We start from the raw sequence: 19,832 nt of genomic DNA, 5'->3' as shown, positions 1-19,832 counted from the left end.
TAACAAGTCAAAAATAATATTTTATCGTTATAAAGCAACTTTTTATCGATAAAATACATGTTTTTTTAAGAACTAAATAAAAAAAGCCGTTCCAAAATAATGAAACGGCTTTATTTTTATAATAGTATGTGTTTATCCTCCAAAGTCATCAAAACGTATATTCTCGTCTGGGATCCCAAAATCCTCACCCATTTTTTGAACAGCCTGGTTCATTAACGGAGGACCACAGAAGTACAATTCGATATCTTCGGGAGCTTCGTGGTGATTCAAATAGTTATCGATCACAACTTGATGGATAAAACCAACAAATCCGTCTCCTTCATCGTTGATGTCCTTCTTCACCTTCCAGTTATCTTCAGGAAGCGGTTCTGAAAGAGCCATATAGAATTTAAAGTTCGGGAAATCCTTCTCAAGGTTTCTGAAATGATCAATATAGAACAATTCGCGTTTAGAACGTCCTCCGTACCAATAGGTAACCTTACGACCTGTTTTCAGGGTTCTGAAAAGATGATAGAGGTGCGAACGCATAGGTGCCATTCCTGCTCCACCGCCCACATACAGCATTTCTGCTTCTGAAGGATTGATAAAGAATTCACCATAAGGTCCCGAAATGACTACTTTATCGCCCGGCTTCTTATCGAATATATAGGAAGAAGCGATCCCTGGATTCACACTCATCCATTGGTTCTTCGCTCTATCCCAAGGCGGAGTGGCAATACGAACGTTCAACATGATCTCTCTTCCTTCAGCAGGATAAGAGGCCATGGAGTATGCACGCTCGACAGTTTCGGTATTCTTCATAACCAAAGGCCATAAACCGAACTTATCCCACTCATCCTTAAACTTGTCCGGTGTTTCGTGCTCTTCGGGGTGTGCCGTGATGTCTATGTTCTCATACTTCACTTCACAAGGAGGGATCTCGATTTGAATGTATCCTCCTGCTTTATAGTTCATGTCTTCAGGAATTTCCACCACAAACTCTTTAATAAAGGAAGCCACGTTGTAATTACGCACTACGGTAGCATCCCATTTTTTTATTCCGAAGACCTCTTCAGGAATATGAATATTCATATCCTGCTTTACTTTTACCTGACAAGACAATCGGGCACCTTCCTTTAATTCTTTTCTGCTGAAATGAGGTGTTTCCGTAGGAAGTGCTTCACCACCTCCTGAAAGGACGTGACACTCACACTGGATGCAAGTACCTCCTCCTCCGCAAGCAGACGGCAAGAAGATCTTTTGGTTTCCAAGCGTAGATAATAACGTTCCTCCGGATTCTACTTCAATGACCTTTTCATCATTGATCGTAATCTTTACCGGTCCCGAAGGTGATAATTTTTGTTTTGTAAAGAGCAATAGGGCAACCAATAACAAGGTCAAAACCAAAAAGGCTACTACGGTCGCAATAATGACTCCTAAGGTACTTGCTGCTAAAAACATATTATTGTTGTGTTATTTCTGAAACCTCAGTGATCTCAATAGTTTCTGAATTGTCTTCTATATTTTCTTCGGTCTTAAGACCTACTTCCCCATCGGTTTCCAGAGAAGATGTTTCTTCTCCACCGCCTGTTAACATTCCTCCGAAGCTCATAAAACCAATGGCCATAAGTCCCGTAATGATGAAAGTGATGCCTAATCCCCGAAGCGGTGCCGGTACATTACTATACCGAATCTTTTCGCGAATGGCAGCAATCGCCAAGATCGCCAGGAACCAACCAATTCCGGAACTGAAGCCGTAATTTAATGCCAAACCAAAAGTGGCAATATCACGAGATTGCATAAACAATGAACCTCCCAGGATCGCACAGTTTACAGCGATAAGCGGAAGGAAAATCCCTAACGAGTTATATAAGGAGGGTGAAAATTTCTCTACTACGATCTCTACCAGTTGTACCATGGTGGCGATAGTGGCAATAAAGAGAATAAAGGACAGGAAGCTCAGGTCGTAATCGGCATAGCCTTCACCTAACCAAACCAGGGCTCCTTCACGTAAGATATATTGATCCAGAAGCCAGTTCAATGGTACGGTAACCGTTAATACGAAAATAACCGCTGCACCAAGACCTACTGCAGTGCTCACTTTTTTAGAGACCGCCAGGTATGAGCACATTCCTAAGAAATAAGCGAATACCATGTTGTCCACAAAGACCGACTTAAAAAACAATTCTATATGTTCCATTTTTCTATGATTCAGTTATTGAGTAATTCGAAAGTACCGGGAGCGCCACCTTGCGCCTCCGGCCTTCCTGAATACTAATTTTCTTCAATTAATTCTTTATTTCTGCTTCGCTGCACCCAAATAATCAATCCCACAACGATCAATGCCATGGGAGGTAGCACCATAAATCCATTGTTTTCATATCCAATGGCGTAAAGTCCAGATTTCTCAACCGGGTCTCCTAATACTTTAAAACCGAACAAGGTTCCCGATCCCAACAACTCACGGAAGAATCCTACTATAATAAGGATCACCCCATATCCTGCCGCATTTCCAATACCGTCAAGGAAAGACCTCCATGGGCCATTCCCTAAAGCAAAGGCTTCAAAACGGCCCATAATGATACAGTTTGTAATGATCAAACCGATAAATACCGAAAGTTCCTTACTCAATTCGTATGCGAATGCTTTCAGCACTTGGTCCACAATAATTACCAAGGTAGCAACTACAATTAGCTGAACGATGATACGTATCTTAGACGGAATGATATTTCGCATCAACGAGATCACTACGTTACCTACTCCCAATACGAACACCACCGAAATCGCCATTACGACGGAAGGCTTCAACTGGGCCGTGATCGCCAACGCCGAACAAATCCCCAATACTTGTATGGTAATCGGGTTGTTATCTGCTAACGGGTCTAAAATTAATTTACTGTCTTTTTTTGATAGAAGTCCCATAGCTTATTGATTTAATTTTTTAAAATAGGGCACATACATTTTAACATCTTTTCTAAGCATGGCAGAAACACCGTCGCCTGTAATGGTCGCTCCCGCTAAAGCATCTACTTCATTATCTGAAGTGTCGGTATTCTTTGGATCATTATTTCCTTTCGCCACGTTAATACCTTCAAAAGCATTACCGTTTAAGAAACTTTCGCCGGTGAAATCATCCATGAAATACCGTTGTTTGATCTCTGCTCCGAGTCCGGGAGTCTCACCTTTGTGGTCAAAGTAAACGCCTTGAATGGTCATACCCTTGTCTACAGCAACAAATCCCCATATTGCGTCCCAGAGGCCTTTACCGCGCACCGGGATCACATACAGTTCTTTTCCGTCCTTTTCTCCAATGAAAAGTGGCAGCCTACGTGTATAACTTTCATCTTTCGCCAGTGTTTCTTCTTTCTTAAGGTCGATCAAATACGCCTGATCATTCTCAGTAATATTATCCCCCTGAATTACCAGCTGCTTCGTAATATATTTTTCAAACTCTTCCTCCACTCTGTCTGTTGGAATAAAAGTCACATCGTTAGGACCTTCATTGTCATTGACATTCATGGCATACAAGATGTTCTGCATCTTTTCGTACTTCTCATTTGCCTTCACAAGAGGTTTAAGGCCACTGGCAAATCCTGCCAAAATAGACCCAACCACGATCACCATGACAATGGCGAAGATGACGGTATAACTGTTTTTATCTGTGTTAATAGCCATTCTTATGCTGTTTTAACTTTTAAACGTTTCATTCTTCTCTTAATGTTGCCTTGCAACACATAGTGGTCTATGGTAGGAGCAAAGACATTCATTAGCAGGATCGCAAGGAAAACACCCTCAGGATACGCAGGGTTGAACACACGTATCAATATTGATATAAAACCAATGAGGAAACCGTAGATCCATTTCCCCTTATTGGTCTGAGATGCCGTAACAGGATCTGTAGCCATATAAACCGCACCAAAGAGGATACTTCCAATGATCAAGTGTTGCCAAAACGGAACGGTCATCAAACCATAGAATTTACTTCCCTCGTTGATCCAACCCATTTCCACTACCCCGTTAAAGATCAATCCCATGGCAAGGGCTCCAATCAAGGTGCTGAAAATAATACGCCAGCTACCTACTTTGGTGAAGATAAGGAACAAGGCTCCAAAAATGATCAACAACTTCGAGGTCTCTCCAACAGATCCCGGGATGAATCCCAAGAACATATCCTGAAGGCTATAAAGCACATCTTGATTTTGTGCATAGCTACCTAATATTGTTTCTCCCGAAATGGCATCCGCATTCGATCCGGCTGCAATCTCTTTTGCTCTTTCTACCGCACCATGCACCCATACTTTGTCACCACTCATCCACGTAGGATAAGCAAAGAACAAGAAAGCACGAATGGTAAGCGCCGGGTTCAAGATGTTCATACCGGTACCGCCAAAGACTTCTTTCCCGATCACTACACCAAAGATCACTGCAACGGCCAACATCCACAATGGAATATCCACCGGCACAATCAATGGCACCAACATTCCTGTTACAAGATACCCTTCCTCTACTTCGTGTCCTTTGATCACTGCAAATAAAAACTCTACCGCCAGTCCTACTCCATACGACACGATAACTAGAGGCAGCACCGTCCAAGCACCCATGGCAAAGTTTTGAAAGGACCAAAACTCCCCACTAAAGAACCCGGCAGCAGCTTCGATCTCTCCTGTAGCCAAATAGTGCTGGTAACCTGCGTTATAAATCCCAAACACCAAACAAGGGAGCAACGCCATGATCACAGTGTTCATAGTACGCTTAAGATCATCTGCTGCACGCACATGCGATCCGGAGTGTGTTGTTTCATTGGGCAGATACAAGAAAGTATGCAATGCGTTGAAGGCCGGAGCCATCTTCTTTCCTTTGTATTTTTCTTTTAGCGTATGTAATTTTTGTTTCAATCCCATAGCATTATCCTATTTCTTTATACATTAAGTCAAGACCTTTTCGAATGATCTCCTGATGTGGTTGTTTGGACACACAAATAAATTCGGTAAGGGCAAAATCTTCCGGAGCCACTTCGTACATACCCAGCGCCTCCATGGCGTCCAAGTCCTCTACCATACAAGCTTTTAGTATTTGTAAGGGATAGATGTCCATAGGGAAGACCTCTTCATAATTTCCTGTTACCACGAAAGCTCTGTGCTCACCATTGGTATTAGTATCCAGTTCGTATTTCTTATTCGGAAAGAGCCATGAGAAGGTCAATGCTCTGCTTGTAGAGATTTTATCGAATACGGGCTTATTCCATCCAAAGAATTCATAGTCGTCACCTTCAGGGATCACGGTAACGGTATCGTTGTAATAACCAAGGTTTCCTTTTACCGAGATCTGTTTTCCGGTAAGAACGTCGCCGCTTATTACACGAACGTTCTCTTCCACAAGCCCTGAATCGTACACAAAAGTGGCTACTTCGGCACCAATTCGGGTTGTATAATATTTTGCTGTTTTTACAGAAGATCCTACCAGCGCGATCACGCGTTCTGCATTGAACTTCCCTGTGGTCAATAATTCACCTATAATTACAAGGTCTTGTGCGTTTACTGTCCAAACGGTCTCTCCTTTGTTCACAGGATCGATCTTAGCGATCTGAACTCCTACATTTCCTGCCGGATGTGGACCGCTCACTTTATGAATTGTTATATCCTTTAGGCCTTCAAAAGGAGATACTCCTGTTTTTCCTACAGAGACGTGTACTTTACCTTCGGTAAGTTTGCTGAGCGCCGTGAGCGCTGCCTGCAATTGCTTTTCTTTTCCGCGTAAGGTAAAATCGTAATCGGCCGCTAAGGGTGCCGTAGCATATCCTGAAATAAAAATAGCTTTGGGCGTACTATCCGGATCGGCAATTACATGATACGGACGTTGTTTTATGAACGGCCAACATCCTGCAGTCAACAAATGCTCCTTAATGGCTTCCGGCTGCATGTTTGCGGGGTCTGCGACACCAAAGTCCTTATAGGAATCCTGTGGTTCCGCCTCAATGACCAGTTCGGTAATAACGCGTTTTGCCCCACGCTCTATCTTGGTGAGCGTGCCGCTTACCGGTGAAGCGAATTTAATTCTTTCATTTGCCTTGGAGTAGAAAATCGTGTCTCCGGCCTGAAGTTTAGCACCTTCTTTAATTACCATTTTAGGGGTAATTAAGTGAAAGTCTGAAGGTCTAATCGAGAAGGTTCTAGATCGTGGCGCGTTGGATATGGTTTTATCGGCTTCGCCTTTTAATCGTATGTTTAGACCCTTTTTAATCTTAATGTCTTTGGACATAGGATGCTAGTGTTAAATTTCTTTTTCGTCCCGTCCCGACGAGTATCGGGATTTAAGGGAGTGCAAATTTATAAATTTAATGTAGCATCACATAATAATTGAGTATAATTTTAGCAGCATTCGTTACGGTTTTTTTTCCTGAAATGCTGCTTCAGGGACAACTCACTAAAAGAGGCATCTCAAGAGGTGTAGTTAGGAAGGAAGAAATTGCTGAAAGACGGTTGCTTACTGTTTTATGAACTTTTTTATTTCGGTTTGACCTTGGGTGTCTTTAATTATAAGAAAATAAATTCCTTGCGACAGCATAGATACATCTATGATCTTTTCTGAAATGCTTTCCGAAGAAGGCCTACTTACCACCATACCCTGCAAATTATATATTTCCAAGATGTAGCCGGCCATATCAAGCTCTGAAGCAATATTCAATTGGTCCACCGCAGGGTTGGGAAACAACGTACATGCTTCAAGAACGAAAGAAGGTGTGGATAACTGCTCGTTCCCATACACCGCCCGGTTGCCGTCTGCATTCTCGACAGTAAGGACTATCTCTCCACTGCTCCCGGAGCTAAAAGCGTATGTAAATGGATTCTTGGCAAAATTATTGTCCAAATAATAGATCTCATAGTGATCTTCCATAAACTCCCAAACAACAGGATCTCCACATACTCCCGGAAGCACTACTCCGCCGTCACCTATTTCAAATACATCATTGTTTGTATATTGAATATTATTCTGAAAACCTTCTTCACAGGAAGGATGAACTACTTCAATAAATTCGGGACTAAAATAAGCTCTCCCCTCAAATGATGTGTAGGGCGGGAAATAATTGGTTTTATCAATTACAATTTTATGTAAATACCAATCATTGTCAAACAACTGGGCGTCTTGGGCGATGCCACTAAAGCAGGTAAACAATAGAATAAAGGAAAAAAAGTGTTTCATAAAGTAAATGCTTGATAATTACTAAATGCTTATTTATTGATATTTCCACCTATAAATTAATGAAAAAATAAAATAAATACCCCACACACCACAGCAACCTTCTACAAATTAAGGAAAAATCCCCTGTTTTTAAGAGGGTTTATCCTGTGTATAATGCCGCACTTCTTCTTCAATAATATTGAGGCACAAAAATTGATTATCTTTAGCCTCATAAAACCATCTCTATGTTACAAAAGTTTGTTGTCCTTATACTTCTTGCCTTGCATGCTATTCCCGCGTTTTCACAAGTTGAGGAAAAGGTTGCGCCACCTTACATAAGCACCATTCAATTTAGCGGAACTACTTCTCAAAGTCAGTTGCCCATCATTCGCTTGGGAGAACGGCTGCAGCTTTCCTTCGATGCTTTAAACGGGGAAGAAGAAGACTATTACTACACCATTACACATTACAATTTCGACTGGACGCCCAGTGATCTTTCCAAAGGAGAATATCTGGACGGTTTCGATGAAGTAAGAATAGAAACATACGAGAACTCTTTAAACACGCTTCAAATTTTTTCTCATTATATGCTTACTATTCCTAATCGCGAGACCAGAAGAATTGAAAAAAGCGGCAATTATTTGTTGAGCATCTATAACGACGACAATGAACCTATCTTTTCAAGAAAGTTCATGGTGATAGAGAACGTTGTAGGCGTTGGTGTCGAGATAAAAAGGTCCCGTGACCTCAACTTCATTGAAGAAAAGCAGGTGGTACAATTTACAGTTAACTCACCTAGTTTATTGCTTATCAATCCCAAGCAAACGGTTAAAACGCTCGTCCTTCAGAACAGTAATTTGAAATCGGCCATTACCAACCTCAAACCTCAGTATACCATTGGTACAGAGTTGATCTATCGCTACGATCAGGAAGCCGCTTTTTGGGGCGGAAATGAGTTCCTTAGTTTTGACAATAAAGAAGTGCGATCGGCTACCTTCGGGGTACGACGCGTCTCTTTGAGTGATGTCTATGAGAATTTTTTGTATACCGACGGGGCGCGTAAAGACCGCCCCTATACGTATAACCCCGATATTAATGGAAACTTCGTAGTTCGCAACGTAGATGCCCAAAACCAGAATATCGAAGCCGAATACGTGCGTATGCATTTCAACCTTCAGTATTTTGAAGATATTGGCGACAAGGAGATCCATCTCTATGGCAATTTCAACAACTGGACCATCGATGGGACCACCTATATGGAGTATGATCCCGCAAGTGATACCTATCGCAATTCGCGCTTATTCAAACAGGGCTATTACGATTATAAGTATGTAGTGGTGGATCGCGACGGCTCCATAGACGGCGGCGCCATTAGCGGAGATTTCTGGCAGACCGAGAACCAATATACCGTGCTGGTCTATTACCGCGATCTTGGAGCGCGGTACGACCGCATTATTGGAATGGGAACGGCAAGCTCAATCAATATTACAAATAATTAAGTGTCCTATTTTTTCTGAAAGGATCCCTTCTGAACGATTTTATTGGAAACATGGCGAAATAAGTTGTACCCCTTCTGAAGCAAAATCGGACTTTTACTATCTTTAACCCATGGCCGAAGATAAACTTGTAAAAGGAAATAGCAGAAAGGCGTTCAAATACCGAAGCACCACTTGCCTCAACTGCGGTCACCCTTTAGACCTGAGCGATCGCTATTGCTCTTATTGTTCGCAATTGAACACCAAGAAGCAGTTATCGTTAAAAGATTTCTTTAGAGAGTTCATGGGCAGTATTCTCGTCTACGACTCCAGACTGCGCTATACCATCAAGGACCTTTTATTCAAGCCGGGGACCATCACCCGAAATTATGTCGAAGGTCAGCGGTTAAAATATGCGAATCCATTTCGGTTCTTCTTAAGTGTTTCCATTATTTATTTTTTACTGCAAAGCCTTCTATTATTCTTTAGTTCGGGGCCAAGTCCATTTGTTAATATCAATTCAAACGACACGGCTGTCCCGTTGGATTCCATTCAGAATCAAACCTTCACATACAAAAATGAGGAGGGAACAATAGACACATTAAAACTGAACGAAGGTGCCATAGTGATGAACCTGGATACCCTAGCGAAACCCGAACCGGAAGTCACAGAAGATACTTTTAAATATATTTCTGAAAGCGACCTCGACACCCTTGGCAGTGGGCATCGATTGGTAGAACGCTTTACACTCTATCGTGATTTCTATAAACTACACGACATCAAGAATGCCAATGTGGCCTTGGACAGCTTAAAGCACTCGAAGACCGCTTTTAATCGCTGGATGTACAACAAGAACAGCGCAATAGACCGCATTGCCGAAGATCCCTTTGGGTTTATAAATTACCTCGTGGGGAAAATCCCGTTTTTCCTTTTCTTCTTCACCCCCTTCTTTGCATTTTTCTTCTGGCTTATTTATTCACGCAGGAGGTATACCTATATGGAGCACATGATCTTTATCTTTCATATCTTCAGCTTCCTGTTCCTGGCTTTCCTTATCTGCCTTATCCCGGACACCTTCCTCAATGATGGAGTATTCTCGGGACTTGTCTTTGTGTTTATTGGTCCGTTCTATTTCTATAAAGCCCTTCGCAATTTCTACAAACAAAGCCGTTTGATAACAATCTTAAAATTCGTATTTTTAAACATTGTTTTCTGGATAAGTTCCAGCATTGCCGCTTTGATATTCTTTGCGGCGACGGCAGCAGCATATTAAAATGGTACAACAGGTTACACAAGGGATCAAGGTTTCGGTTGAGACCTCTTTTGAAGGTACATTTTATAAGAACTATAAAATATACTATGCCTTTGGTTATACCATCACTATCGAAAACCAGAGTAAAGATGTGGTACAACTTACCACCCGCCACTGGAAGATAAAAGACGCCCTAAACGATCTTGAGATCGTGGAAGGAGAAGGCGTTATAGGCAAAAAGCCCGTACTACAGCCCGGCACTTTGCATTCCTACAGCAGTGGTTGCTTGTTACTTTCTCCTTTTGGCGCAATGCACGGTTACTATGCAATGGTCAATTTTTCTTCTACCCGCAAGTTTCGGGTGGCGATTCCTTCTTTTAAATTAAGTGCTCCTTTTGCAATGAATTAGACTTTGCTTCTAATTTAGATTAACAATTTTTAGTCATTTACTACAACATTTGGCGCACAGGGTTACCTGTGCGCCAAATGTGTTATGAAGCGCTTCATATCTTCTAACTACAACTCCTTATCGATACTACTTTTGATCCAACATATTTATTTAAAGAAAAGTATATCATGAAAAATTCAATTCAGCTTAAAAAAGTCTCTGTCGGTTACCTTAACACAGTAGCGCTATTAGTGATATCTACAGCCTTACTGGCGGCGTGTTATCATGTAACCGCCAGTGTTTGGGAACATCTTATTCACCAAACGAGCCAAGAAGTTACCAATTGGACTTCAGGTTCCATTTTATTTTAAAAACATCTAAACACTAAAATTTACTCTTATGAAAAAAATCATTTTTATTCTATCGGTTGTCCTTTGCACCAGTTCGCTTATTGCACAGAACGAAAAAGACGAGAAAGAAATCAAGAACCTGATTGCTACCCTACAGAAAGGATGGAATTCCGGCAGTGGTCACACATTTGCTTCCACGTTTGCAGAACCCCATGATTTTATTGTTTGGACCGGTTATTATTTTAAGAATAATACCGTGGAAAGAAATGCAGAATCGCATCAAAGGATCTTTAGCACGATGTATAAAGACACACAACTTTTTTACACCGTTGACAAGATCAAGTTTTTAAGCAATGAGATCGCACTTATGCATGTTCTGGCTGCAGTAGCCCCAAAAAATGAAACCCGCCCTAAGGACCCGCAGGTACTCATTTCAGTCATTGCTCAAAAAATTGACGGTACCTGGAAGATCGTTTCTTTTCACAATCTCGACCTGGAATCTTTTCAACAGGAAGAAATAAAAAAAGGCTCGCCCATACCACCATCGGTAATGTATGCCAGTTGGTACGATGTATCTAAATAAAAAAAACCTATCTGCACAATGGAGTGTTCCTTGATCAATAAGGGCACTCCATTTACGTGCATGAATTTTACATCAAATATTGATTTTTAGTATCTTTAATAACACTAACTGACTCATGCGGCTGTATTTACATTTTCTGAAAGTTCTATGTGTTGTCACATTCCTTATCTTCTCTCAAGCTGTTATTGGACAAGATGCCAGGGTTTCAGATTCTTTACGGCATTATGTGGTCGATAGTGATTATCCGCTGCAAGATCTTTTCAGTAAAACAGAAGTTTTAAAAGAAGGTGCCGAAAATGCAACGATAAAAGACATTCTTGAACGCCCGGAAGAATACAGGTTCACTGCGCTTCATGATTCGGTCATTACTGAAAACAGTATTTGGCTGCGTGTTTCATTCTTTCCAAAACAATCGCTGCAGGATCGATTTATTATCTTTAAAAACGTTATTGAGAAATATCGGTATGTAACGCCTCATGATAGCATTCTGGCTTATTACGTTAGAAGCGGCCACATTATTGATAGTACAAAAAGCGGCGTGTTTATTCCTGCCTCACAAAAAAGCCTAAGCATAGCTAACGAACGAAATACCTTTCCTGTATCGCTAATAAAGAACACACCAATAACGGTTTATCTTAAGATATACGATCAAAATAAAATCTATACTCAGCTAGAATTGAGGGAAGTTGGCATCCCCTTTGAACAGCACAATACTTCAGGTTGGCTACCCGCGTTTGCATTGATACTAGCAGTGTACGTGTTAGCATTTTTCTTCTATACAAAAGATCGCTCGTACTTCTACCTTTTTGGCTTTTATGCCTGTATTGCCATTTATGAGCAATTTGTAGAAAACAACCTTCCCTGGATTGATCAGTTTTTTTCAGAAATTCCAAGAGCCGCCGTAGCCACGTGGCTTATACTCACGTTAGGAAGTAAAGTCTTCTTCCTTCAATTTGGAAGGAAATTCACCAATTTGAGATCGATAAGCCCTTTGTGGGACAAGATCATTATGGGTGTAATTGGCTATTTTTTAATAGCCATTGCAGTACAGCTTTGCTTGCTGATTTACGGTATTAATCCACTTAACTACCTTCAATTTATTTTTGCTGGAATTGGATTTCTCGCTGTGTTAGTTGTCACGATCCGTTTGCTATTTTTTAAAGATACATTGCTTACATACTTTGCGGCTTCTTCTATTTGGTCCTTTATATTTTCGATCACCGGAATATTATGGGAGAATGGTATCCTTCCCTTTTGGAATGAATTGAATCCATGGATCATCGCCAACGTAGGACTTATGTTCATCCTTGCCCTTGCCATAGCAAGAAAAATGCAATTGAGTGAACGCGCTAAGTCTGAAGTTGAAAAAGTGCGTGAGATCGATACAATTAAATCGAAGTTTTTTGCGAATATTTCTCACGAATTCAGAACACCTTTATCGCTGATTCTTGGCCCTGTAAACCAATCACTGGAAAACATTCCTGCTTCGGAAACAATTGAAGATTCTACCGATGTGCCGGTAAAAGGCAAACATTTAAAGGTCATGAAGCGCAATGCACTTCGGCTACAAAACTTAGTAGATCAAATTTTAGACCTTTCAAAAATAGATCAAGGTAAAATGAAACTGCGCGTTACCGAAGGAGATATTATCCAATTTGTACGATCCATTGTTTTTTCTTTTGAAAGTCTCACCGAAATAAAACATATCCACTTTCAAACACATTTCCCAAAAAACATTGAGAATGCTTATTTTGATCGAGATAAACTTGAGAAAATCATTGTGAACATACTCTCTAACGCGATCAAATTCACTCCGGAGCACGGTAAAGTTGCGGTATTGGTAGAAGATCACGCCGGATCCCTAAAAATAAGTATTACAGACACCGGGAATGGTATTCAGAAAGAAGAACTCACCCATGTTTTTGATCGCTTTTATCAAACAGAAACCACACAGGATCAAGGCACAGGGATTGGCCTTGCGTTGGTAAAAGAATTGGTTCATTTGTATCGCGGACAAATAAGTGTAGCGAGCACCGAAGAAGTAGGAACAACTTTTAAAGTACTGCTACCCTATCACAAATCCAGTTTCAGAGAAGACGAAATTGTTGAGGTGAATAACAACCATCCTTCTGAGAATATAGACCATACAGTGTTATTTTCAGAAGCTGATGAACCGACCACAAATGGGAAAGAAATCAATGCTGACTTGCCACTTATACTTATTGTGGAAGACAACCCAGATCTGCGCCATTACATTGCAACCCAAATGGAGGATGATTTCACTATTATTATGGCAAAAGATGGACAAGAAGGGTTTTCCAAAGCCGAAGTAGAAATTCCCGATCTCATTATTAGTGATGTGATGATGCCAAAAATGAACGGATATGAACTTTGTAAAAAACTAAAGACCGACCTTAAAACGAGTCATATCCCTGTAATTCTTCTTACGGCAAAAGCCGAACAAAGTGACAAATTAGAAGGGTTGGAGACCGGGGCCGACGATTATCTCACAAAACCTTTTGACGGCCGTGAGTTAAAGATTCGTGCCGAAAATTTAATTCAGCAGCGTGAGATCCTAAGACACAAATTTAGCGGAGAGCTAAAGATCCGTCCCTCTCAGGTAACTCTCTCCTCCATGGACGAACGATTTATGAATCAAGTAATAACAGCCATTGAAGATCACATGAGCAATGAGTTCTATACGGTGGAAGACCTCGCTTCGCATGTAGGGTTCAGCCGCTCACAATTAAATCGGAAATTAAAAAATCTTACCGGGAAATCACCCAATCAGCTTATACGCGAATTCAGGCTTACACGGGCTAAAGAACTCTTAGAACAACGATCTGCATCGATTTCGGAAGTTGCATACCAAGTTGGCTATACCAACCTGTCCTATTTCTCTAAAAGCTATAAAGAGGCTTTTGGGATGTTACCCAGTGATGCTTAAAGTTCGAGCAATCGCGTATAGACCTCTTTTGTCTGTAGATCTTCATACCGCATAGTTGCAGCTTGTCTTTTGACAATTTGAGTAATACTCTTTGTTTTTACGAATCCCCTATCCATGATGACATCGGTTGCTATGTTTCCGTCACCGGCCGTTTTATGAAAATCAAGTAGCGCTGCTTCGGAAGGAGTTACGTCCTGTAATAAAAACCGGGAGAACCAATATTCGCGTTTGCGTTTTACTTCTTCAGAATATAACAGAGAAGATGACCAAATGGAAGGCGCAAGCGGCTTTTGTGATATGTGCGATCGTTCACCATCCCACACCAATTCTATAAGTTGCACGTCGCTTTTCCAATCGACCATGATAATAGTGAACGGTTCTATGTTTGTATAATCATAATATTGCATGGCCGAAAGCCCTTCCGAAGCAACCAAAAGGTCTTTCACAATGATCCCCCGACTCATACGATAGTTGTCTTTTCTGTCGTGGGCCGTAAATCCGCCATTGAGCAGGCATATGATACGTTGGGTGTTACTTGCGCCTATCCAGGTCCCTCCAGCCACTGCATCCTTGGGAAACAACAAAGTAGCTCCCTCTATTTCGTAGAACTCAGGCGGAAGCGTTCTTCGCCCCGGTGCTTCATCGCGGTTGGAGGTAAGTATAAACCCCTCACTCCCTTTTGGAACAAATGTTACTGTACACATCTAGCGCGTTCTTTATTTTTGCTAAGTAAAATACAAAAAAGCGAGGGAATTACGCACAACTTATCGTGTTGTCAATTTATTTATCCCTTCTGAAATTTGTACCTTTGCAACTTCAGTTTTTAGAATGCTCAAACAGAACTACTAACAATCCCCCCGCAAGGGTGGAGAAAATGAAAATAACTATGGGAAAAGGATTTTTTGAAGTACCCGTTGCAGTGAACGAACCGGTAAAAGAATACAGACCGGGATCTCCGGAACGTGCCGAGGTATTGACCACGTACAAAAAAATGTACAACAGCACCGTTGATGTACCGTTATATATAAACGGAAAGAACGTAAAAACCGGGGATACGGCTACCATGAGTTGTCCTCACGATCATAAACACATTTTGGGCACCTATCACAGGGCAACAAAAAAGAACATTAGCGATGCTATAGACACTGCTTTAAAGGCAAGAAACGACTGGGCAGCGACTCCTTGGGAGCAACGCGCCGGCATCTTTTTACGTGCCGCTGAGCTAATTGCCGGTCCGTATCGCGCAAAGATCAACGCCGCGACCATGTTGGGGCAATCCAAGAATATCTATCAGGCGGAAATCGATGCAGCCTGTGAGTTGATCGACTTCTTGCGTTTTAACGTACAGTTCATGACAGAGATCTACGCCGAACAACCTGAATCTACTTCGGCAGCATGGAACAGGCTTGAATACCGTCCGCTGGAAGGTTTCATCTATGCGATCACTCCTTTCAATTTTACGGCGATCGCCGGAAATCTGCCTGCAAGTGCTGCGTTAATGGGGAATGTTGTTATCTGGAAACCCAGTGACAGTCAGGTATATTCAGCAAAAGTGATTTTGGATGTTTTCAAAGAGGCGGGTGTCCCTGCCGGCGTGATCCAAATGGTAATGGGAGACCCTGTAATGATCACAGATACGGTCTTGGCCAGTCCGGATTTTAGCGGACTGCATTTTACCGGCTCCACCCATGTATTCAAAGATATCTGGCAAAAGATCGGAACGAATATCCACAACTACAAGACGTATCCGCGCATTGTAGGTGAAACGGGTGGAAAAGATTTTATCGTGGCGCACAAGACCGCCAATCCACAGCAAGTAGCTACCGCCATTGCGAGAGGTGCCTTCGAATTTCAAGGTCAAAAATGTAGTGCGGCGAGTCGATGCTATATTTCAAAGAGTATTTGGGAGAAAGTAAAAAAGGTCCTTATTGCCGATGTCAATTCCTTTAAAATGGGTTCTCCGGAAGACATGAGCAATTTTGTTACTGCTGTGATCCACGAAGGTTCTTTTAAGAAACTGGCTAAATATATCGATCAGGCCAAGAAGGATAAAAATGCAGAGATCATTGTGGGCGGAAACTACGATAAGAGCAAGGGGTATTTTATTGAACCTACAGTTATTGTAACCAAAGATCCTAAATACGCCACCATGTGTACAGAATTATTTGGCCCCGTGGTCACGATCTATGTGTTTGAGGATAAGGATTGGGAAAAGACCTTGCACTTGGTTGATGAGACGGGGGAATATGCCTTAACCGGTGCGGTGTTTAGCGAGGATCGCTATGCGCTGGAAAAAGCCGTGCGTATTTTAGAGAATGCCGCCGGAAATTTTTATATCAATGACAAACCTACGGGTGCTGTAGTTGGTCAACAACCGTTTGGCGGTGCACGTGCAAGCGGCACGAACGATAAAGCAGGAAGTAAATTGAACCTGTACCGTTGGGTTTCACCTCGTATGGTCAAAGAAACCTTTGTTTCTCCTACCGATTATAAATACCCGTTCCTGGGATAAGGAAAAACAACGTTAATAAAAAACCCCAAGCTATCAATGCTTGGGGTTTTTAGTTTCATGTATTTATAAACTACTCGTAATTTTTATCTGAATTTACCGGAGCGTGTTGTGAATTTCTTGCAGTATTATCTGCACTTACCACCATGGCGACCAATATGTACATCAGCATCGATTGGTTCATTTAATAACCGGACAATGGGGTGTATCCATTTCACCAACAACAACGGGTAGTTTTATCGATCAAACGTTCACTTATACTATCCCTGCAGATTATAATGGTGTTCCTACCGAACTTGCCGATATGGAGATTGTTGCTTTTGTAACCGAAACACAACAAGAACTGCCTAGTGGCGCAGGAGCATATCCAACCTACACGGGCATCACAAATGCCAATGACGCCAATTTAAGATCGGTTACCGAAATTCCTGACCAGTGTGGAACCACAATTGCTCCTGTGGTAAATATTCAAAATTTGGGAGCTAATCCACTCACAACCTTAGACATTACATATTCGGTAAATGGTGGAACTCCGGCTGTCTATACTTGGACAGGTAATTTAACGTCGTTACAGAATGAGAACGTGGAATTACCGGCTATACCATACACCATGCAAGCGACCAATACAGTAGATATTAGTGTTCCCAATGATGATGTTAATACCAATAATACTCAATCTACCACTTTCGATGAAGCTTTAGAGAGTACAGGTACAGTATATATGACTCTAAATACAGATGATTGGGGAGAGGAATGCACGTGGAATGTAAAAGACTTCGATGGAAACATCTTGTACAGCGGTGGCCCTTATGCCGACAATATTGAGGTGAATGAGACCTTCCAGCTGGCCGCAGATTGCTACACGTTTAATTTGATCGATTCCTACGGAGACGGTGGTGGAGCTGTGTCTCTTGTGGATGCCGAAGGCACTACAGTGTATTCCACAAATGGAAATTACGGATCTGGAGAGAGCAAGAACTTTTCTACCAACGGTGTTCTTGGGATTGAAGACATGGACAGTCTTTACAAATTCGTAGTTTATCCTAATCCGGCTCAGGACCAGCTTTTTATCGTAAATGCTGAAAATGCAACGATCGAATTGTATGATATGCTTGGGAAATTGATCCTTACACAAAGTAATATCTCGTCTACTGAAACCCTAAGCGTTTCAAGGCTACAGAACGGAACATACTTTTTGAAAGTGACGAGTGACAATTCTTCAAAAGTGGAGAAGATTGTAATATCAAAATAAGGCTTATTTTATTCTTTCTGAATAAAAAAAACTCCGGCAATTGCCGGAGTTTTTTTATACTTTATATTTAAGTGGAAGGTGTACCACACTTTTTGTCTCGAAAAAATCTTCCTTGAAAAAATCTTGCAAGGGATAAACGGTAGCGTTAGGGAATCCTGCCAGTTCTTCTGAAAGATCGCCTCCTTTTAAATAAAGTATGCCGTTTTTGAGTTCATGTCTGGACTTTTTAGCCACACGCCCCTTCACCCAATGGACAAATGTTTCCATTTGTGCCACCGCTCTGCTCACAATAAAATCGTATTGCCCGGTAATGGTCTCTGCACGCGCATTGGTTATTTGCACATTCTCCAATCCCAGCCCTGCGGCAACTTCTTCCACTACCTTTATTTTCTTACCAATGCTATCTACTAGATGGAAATTCGTTTCAGGAAAAAGAATAGCCAGCGGGATCCCGGGAAATCCTCCGCCTGTTCCAACATCGAGAATGCTTGCCTCCGGAAGAAACGATTGTATTTTAGCGATACCCAGCGAATGCAAAACATGGCGTAAGTAAAGCTCGTCAATATCCTTTCGGGAAACTACATTGATCTTGAGATTCCAGTCTTGATACAGTTCTTGAAGTTTTGAAAACTGTTCTAATTGAATATCAGAAAGTTGTGTAAAATAGTGTTTCAATAATTCCATAGCCGGGTATTATCGGCAAAAGTAACTTTTCTTTGATAAATTTATGATTTCATACCATTTTTTTACAGCTAAGATGCGTATTTTAGCCCTTTCCTAAAAAAGGATCCCCAATTAAAACAAACAGATTGTGATACAAACACAAATTACCTTCTCAAGAGTTGATTCTGCTAAGTTTTTTAGAACCCTCAACAAACGTGTCAACGATTATTTTAAAGAAAATAACATCTCCCGCAATGGTAACTGGAAGCTGCATATAAAGACAATTGTCATGTTTTCCCTTTACCTTGCCCCCTATTTCTTATTCCTAACGCTCAACTTTCCATGGTGGGCACAACTTTTACTTACTATTGTTATGGGTGTAGGAATGGCCGGTGTAGGTATGAACGTAATGCACGATGCCAATCACGGCGCCTATTCTTCAAAAAAATGGATCAATAAGGTGTTAGGAGGAAGTATGTACATACTTGCCGGAAATGTTTATAACTGGCAGGTACAACACAACGTTCTTCACCATACATATACCAATATTCATGGGCACGATGAGGATTTGGAGGCCGGAAGGATCCTTCGGTTCTCGAAGCACTCAAAATGGAGAAGACTTCACAAATTCCAGCATTATTACAGCATCTTCTTTTATGGATTGCTTACAATCAATTGGGTGCTCACATCAGATTTCCTTCAGACCAAAAGATATTTGGCTCAAAAATTATCCTATGGCAAATTACCCAAACCGGCAACGCAATGGAGTGTCTTGATCGTCACTAAAATTATCTATGCTGCCATCTGGATCGTATTACCTATTTTATTCTTCAACATTGCATGGTGGAAAATATTGATCGGGTTCTTTATAATGCATTATGTGGCCGGACTTATACTAAGTATTGTCTTCCAACTGGCGCACGTGGTGAAAGAAGCAGAAATTGTACTTCCCGACCCATCAGGCACTATGAAGAATACATGGGCTATACACCAATTGTTCACCACCGTGAATTTTTCTACCAAGAATCGTATCATGAACTGGTTTACCGGTGGATTGAATCATCAGGTAGAGCATCATATTTTCCCGAACATCAGCCACATTCACTACACCAAGATCTCTCAGATCGTGAAACAGACCGCCCAGGAATTCAATTTACCTTATAACGAATACAAAACCACAAGAAAAGCAATTATTGCGCATTTTAAACATTTAAGAGAAATGGGACTGAAACCTGCAGTTTCCGCATAATACCCT

Annotated in this window: 17 protein-coding genes; 8 read left to right on the top strand and 9 right to left on the bottom strand. The window is 41.4% G+C overall.

Annotated elements, in window-relative coordinates; translation table 11 throughout:
- Positions 1-132: 132 nt before the first annotated feature.
- The 7 genes from nqrF to JS40_RS13130 all read right to left on the bottom strand — a co-directional run bounded on the left by nqrF (position 133) and on the right by JS40_RS13130 (position 7,179).
- Positions 133-1,440, bottom strand: coding sequence for an NADH:ubiquinone reductase (Na(+)-transporting) subunit F (gene nqrF / locus JS40_RS13160; RefSeq protein WP_034261288.1), 1,308 nt, complete (start codon positions 1,438-1,440; stop codon positions 133-135).
- Between the two features lies 1 nt (position 1,441).
- Entirely contained in the window at positions 1,442-2,179 is a 738-nt protein-coding gene (nqrE, locus tag JS40_RS13155; protein WP_034261286.1) for an NADH:ubiquinone reductase (Na(+)-transporting) subunit E, read from the bottom strand.
- Between the two features lie 74 nt (positions 2,180-2,253).
- Positions 2,254-2,901, bottom strand: coding sequence for an NADH:ubiquinone reductase (Na(+)-transporting) subunit D (locus JS40_RS13150; RefSeq protein ID WP_034261284.1), 648 nt, complete (start codon positions 2,899-2,901; stop codon positions 2,254-2,256).
- Positions 2,902-2,904: 3 nt separating this feature from the next.
- Positions 2,905-3,654, bottom strand: a complete 750-nt coding sequence (locus JS40_RS13145) for a Na(+)-translocating NADH-quinone reductase subunit C (protein ID WP_034261282.1) — start codon at positions 3,652-3,654, stop codon at positions 2,905-2,907.
- Positions 3,655-3,656: 2 nt separating this feature from the next.
- Complete coding sequence (locus JS40_RS13140; protein ID WP_034261280.1) at positions 3,657-4,880, bottom strand: NADH:ubiquinone reductase (Na(+)-transporting) subunit B; 1,224 nt, start codon at positions 4,878-4,880, stop codon at positions 3,657-3,659.
- Between the two features lie 4 nt (positions 4,881-4,884).
- Positions 4,885-6,237: a Na(+)-translocating NADH-quinone reductase subunit A gene (locus JS40_RS13135; RefSeq protein ID WP_034261278.1), complete on the bottom strand. Its 1,353-nt coding sequence runs from the start codon at positions 6,235-6,237 to the stop codon at positions 4,885-4,887.
- A 225-nt stretch (positions 6,238-6,462) separates the two neighbouring features.
- A complete protein-coding gene (locus tag JS40_RS13130; RefSeq protein WP_034261276.1) occupies positions 6,463-7,179 on the bottom strand; it encodes a T9SS type A sorting domain-containing protein in 717 nt (238 codons plus the stop codon).
- 224 nt (positions 7,180-7,403) lie between these two features.
- Between JS40_RS13130 and JS40_RS13125 the strand changes: the two genes are divergently transcribed.
- The 5 genes from JS40_RS13125 to JS40_RS14895 all read left to right on the top strand — a co-directional run bounded on the left by JS40_RS13125 (position 7,404) and on the right by JS40_RS14895 (position 14,153).
- Entirely contained in the window at positions 7,404-8,657 is a 1,254-nt protein-coding gene (locus JS40_RS13125) for a type IX secretion system plug protein (RefSeq protein ID WP_034261275.1), read from the top strand.
- A gap of 109 nt (positions 8,658-8,766) precedes the next feature.
- On the top strand, positions 8,767-9,906 hold the full coding sequence (locus JS40_RS13120) for a DUF3667 domain-containing protein (RefSeq protein WP_034261274.1): 1,140 nt from the start codon (positions 8,767-8,769) through the stop codon (positions 9,904-9,906).
- Position 9,907: 1 nt separating this feature from the next.
- The gene (gene apaG, locus JS40_RS13115) at positions 9,908-10,294 is read left to right on the top strand and encodes a Co2+/Mg2+ efflux protein ApaG (RefSeq protein ID WP_034261273.1); all 387 of its coding nucleotides are present in this window, start codon (positions 9,908-9,910) and stop codon (positions 10,292-10,294) included.
- A 378-nt stretch (positions 10,295-10,672) separates the two neighbouring features.
- Complete coding sequence (locus tag JS40_RS14900) at positions 10,673-11,206, top strand: SgcJ/EcaC family oxidoreductase (RefSeq protein ID WP_051957607.1); 534 nt, start codon at positions 10,673-10,675, stop codon at positions 11,204-11,206.
- Between the two features lie 115 nt (positions 11,207-11,321).
- Positions 11,322-14,153, top strand: a complete 2,832-nt coding sequence (locus tag JS40_RS14895) for an ATP-binding protein (protein ID WP_051957606.1) — start codon at positions 11,322-11,324, stop codon at positions 14,151-14,153.
- Here JS40_RS14895 and JS40_RS13100 read toward each other — a convergent pair.
- Positions 14,150-14,857, bottom strand: coding sequence for an NRDE family protein (locus tag JS40_RS13100; protein ID WP_034261271.1), 708 nt, complete (start codon positions 14,855-14,857; stop codon positions 14,150-14,152). The two genes, JS40_RS14895 and JS40_RS13100, sit on opposite strands and share 4 nt — an antisense overlap.
- Positions 14,858-15,039: 182 nt before the next feature.
- Here JS40_RS13100 and pruA point away from each other — a divergent pair, with 182 nt between their 5' ends.
- Both pruA and JS40_RS13090 read left to right on the top strand, forming a co-directional pair.
- A complete protein-coding gene (gene pruA / locus JS40_RS13095; RefSeq protein ID WP_034262522.1) occupies positions 15,040-16,665 on the top strand; it encodes an L-glutamate gamma-semialdehyde dehydrogenase in 1,626 nt (541 codons plus the stop codon).
- Between the two features lie 172 nt (positions 16,666-16,837).
- Entirely contained in the window at positions 16,838-17,914 is a 1,077-nt protein-coding gene (locus tag JS40_RS13090; RefSeq protein WP_034261269.1) for a T9SS type A sorting domain-containing protein, read from the top strand.
- Positions 17,915-17,968: 54 nt separating this feature from the next.
- On the opposite strand, the gene rsmG is transcribed toward JS40_RS13090, so the two are convergent.
- On the bottom strand, positions 17,969-18,598 hold the full coding sequence (rsmG, locus tag JS40_RS13085) for a 16S rRNA (guanine(527)-N(7))-methyltransferase RsmG (RefSeq protein ID WP_034261267.1): 630 nt from the start codon (positions 18,596-18,598) through the stop codon (positions 17,969-17,971).
- Between the two features lie 127 nt (positions 18,599-18,725).
- On the opposite strand from rsmG, the gene JS40_RS13080 reads away from it, so the two are divergent.
- A complete protein-coding gene (locus JS40_RS13080; protein ID WP_394332686.1) occupies positions 18,726-19,826 on the top strand; it encodes a fatty acid desaturase family protein in 1,101 nt (366 codons plus the stop codon).
- Positions 19,827-19,832: the final 6 nt, after the last annotated feature.

This window comes from Altibacter lentus (assembly GCF_000746845.1).
In the GTDB taxonomy this organism is placed as follows: Bacteria; Bacteroidota; Bacteroidia; order Flavobacteriales; family Flavobacteriaceae; genus Altibacter; species Altibacter lentus.
Note: the sequence above shows the minus strand (reverse complement) of the source record. Positions and strands in the feature narration are given on the sequence as shown.

Bases quoted from the DNA above. Each gene is read 5' to 3' on its own strand.
- nqrF (WP_034261288.1), bottom strand. From the start codon at position 1,440: ATGTTTTTAGCAGCAAGTACCTTAGGAGTCATTATTGCGACCGTAGTA.
- nqrE (WP_034261286.1), bottom strand. From the start codon at position 2,179: ATGGAACATATAGAATTGTTTTTTAAGTCGGTCTTTGTGGACAACATG.
- JS40_RS13150 (WP_034261284.1), bottom strand. From the start codon at position 2,901: ATGGGACTTCTATCAAAAAAAGACAGTAAATTAATTTTAGACCCGTTA.
- JS40_RS13145 (WP_034261282.1), bottom strand. From the start codon at position 3,654: ATGGCTATTAACACAGATAAAAACAGTTATACCGTCATCTTCGCCATT.
- JS40_RS13140 (WP_034261280.1), bottom strand. From the start codon at position 4,880: ATGGGATTGAAACAAAAATTACATACGCTAAAAGAAAAATACAAAGGA.
- JS40_RS13135 (WP_034261278.1), bottom strand. From the start codon at position 6,237: ATGTCCAAAGACATTAAGATTAAAAAGGGTCTAAACATACGATTAAAA.
- JS40_RS13130 (WP_034261276.1), bottom strand. From the start codon at position 7,179: ATGAAACACTTTTTTTCCTTTATTCTATTGTTTACCTGCTTTAGTGGC.
- JS40_RS13125 (WP_034261275.1), top strand. From the start codon at position 7,404: ATGTTACAAAAGTTTGTTGTCCTTATACTTCTTGCCTTGCATGCTATT.
- JS40_RS13120 (WP_034261274.1), top strand. From the start codon at position 8,767: ATGGCCGAAGATAAACTTGTAAAAGGAAATAGCAGAAAGGCGTTCAAA.
- apaG (WP_034261273.1), top strand. From the start codon at position 9,908: ATGGTACAACAGGTTACACAAGGGATCAAGGTTTCGGTTGAGACCTCT.
- JS40_RS14900 (WP_051957607.1), top strand. From the start codon at position 10,673: ATGAAAAAAATCATTTTTATTCTATCGGTTGTCCTTTGCACCAGTTCG.
- JS40_RS14895 (WP_051957606.1), top strand. From the start codon at position 11,322: ATGCGGCTGTATTTACATTTTCTGAAAGTTCTATGTGTTGTCACATTC.
- JS40_RS13100 (WP_034261271.1), bottom strand. From the start codon at position 14,857: ATGTGTACAGTAACATTTGTTCCAAAAGGGAGTGAGGGGTTTATACTT.
- pruA (WP_034262522.1), top strand. From the start codon at position 15,040: ATGGGAAAAGGATTTTTTGAAGTACCCGTTGCAGTGAACGAACCGGTA.
- rsmG (WP_034261267.1), bottom strand. From the start codon at position 18,598: ATGGAATTATTGAAACACTATTTTACACAACTTTCTGATATTCAATTA.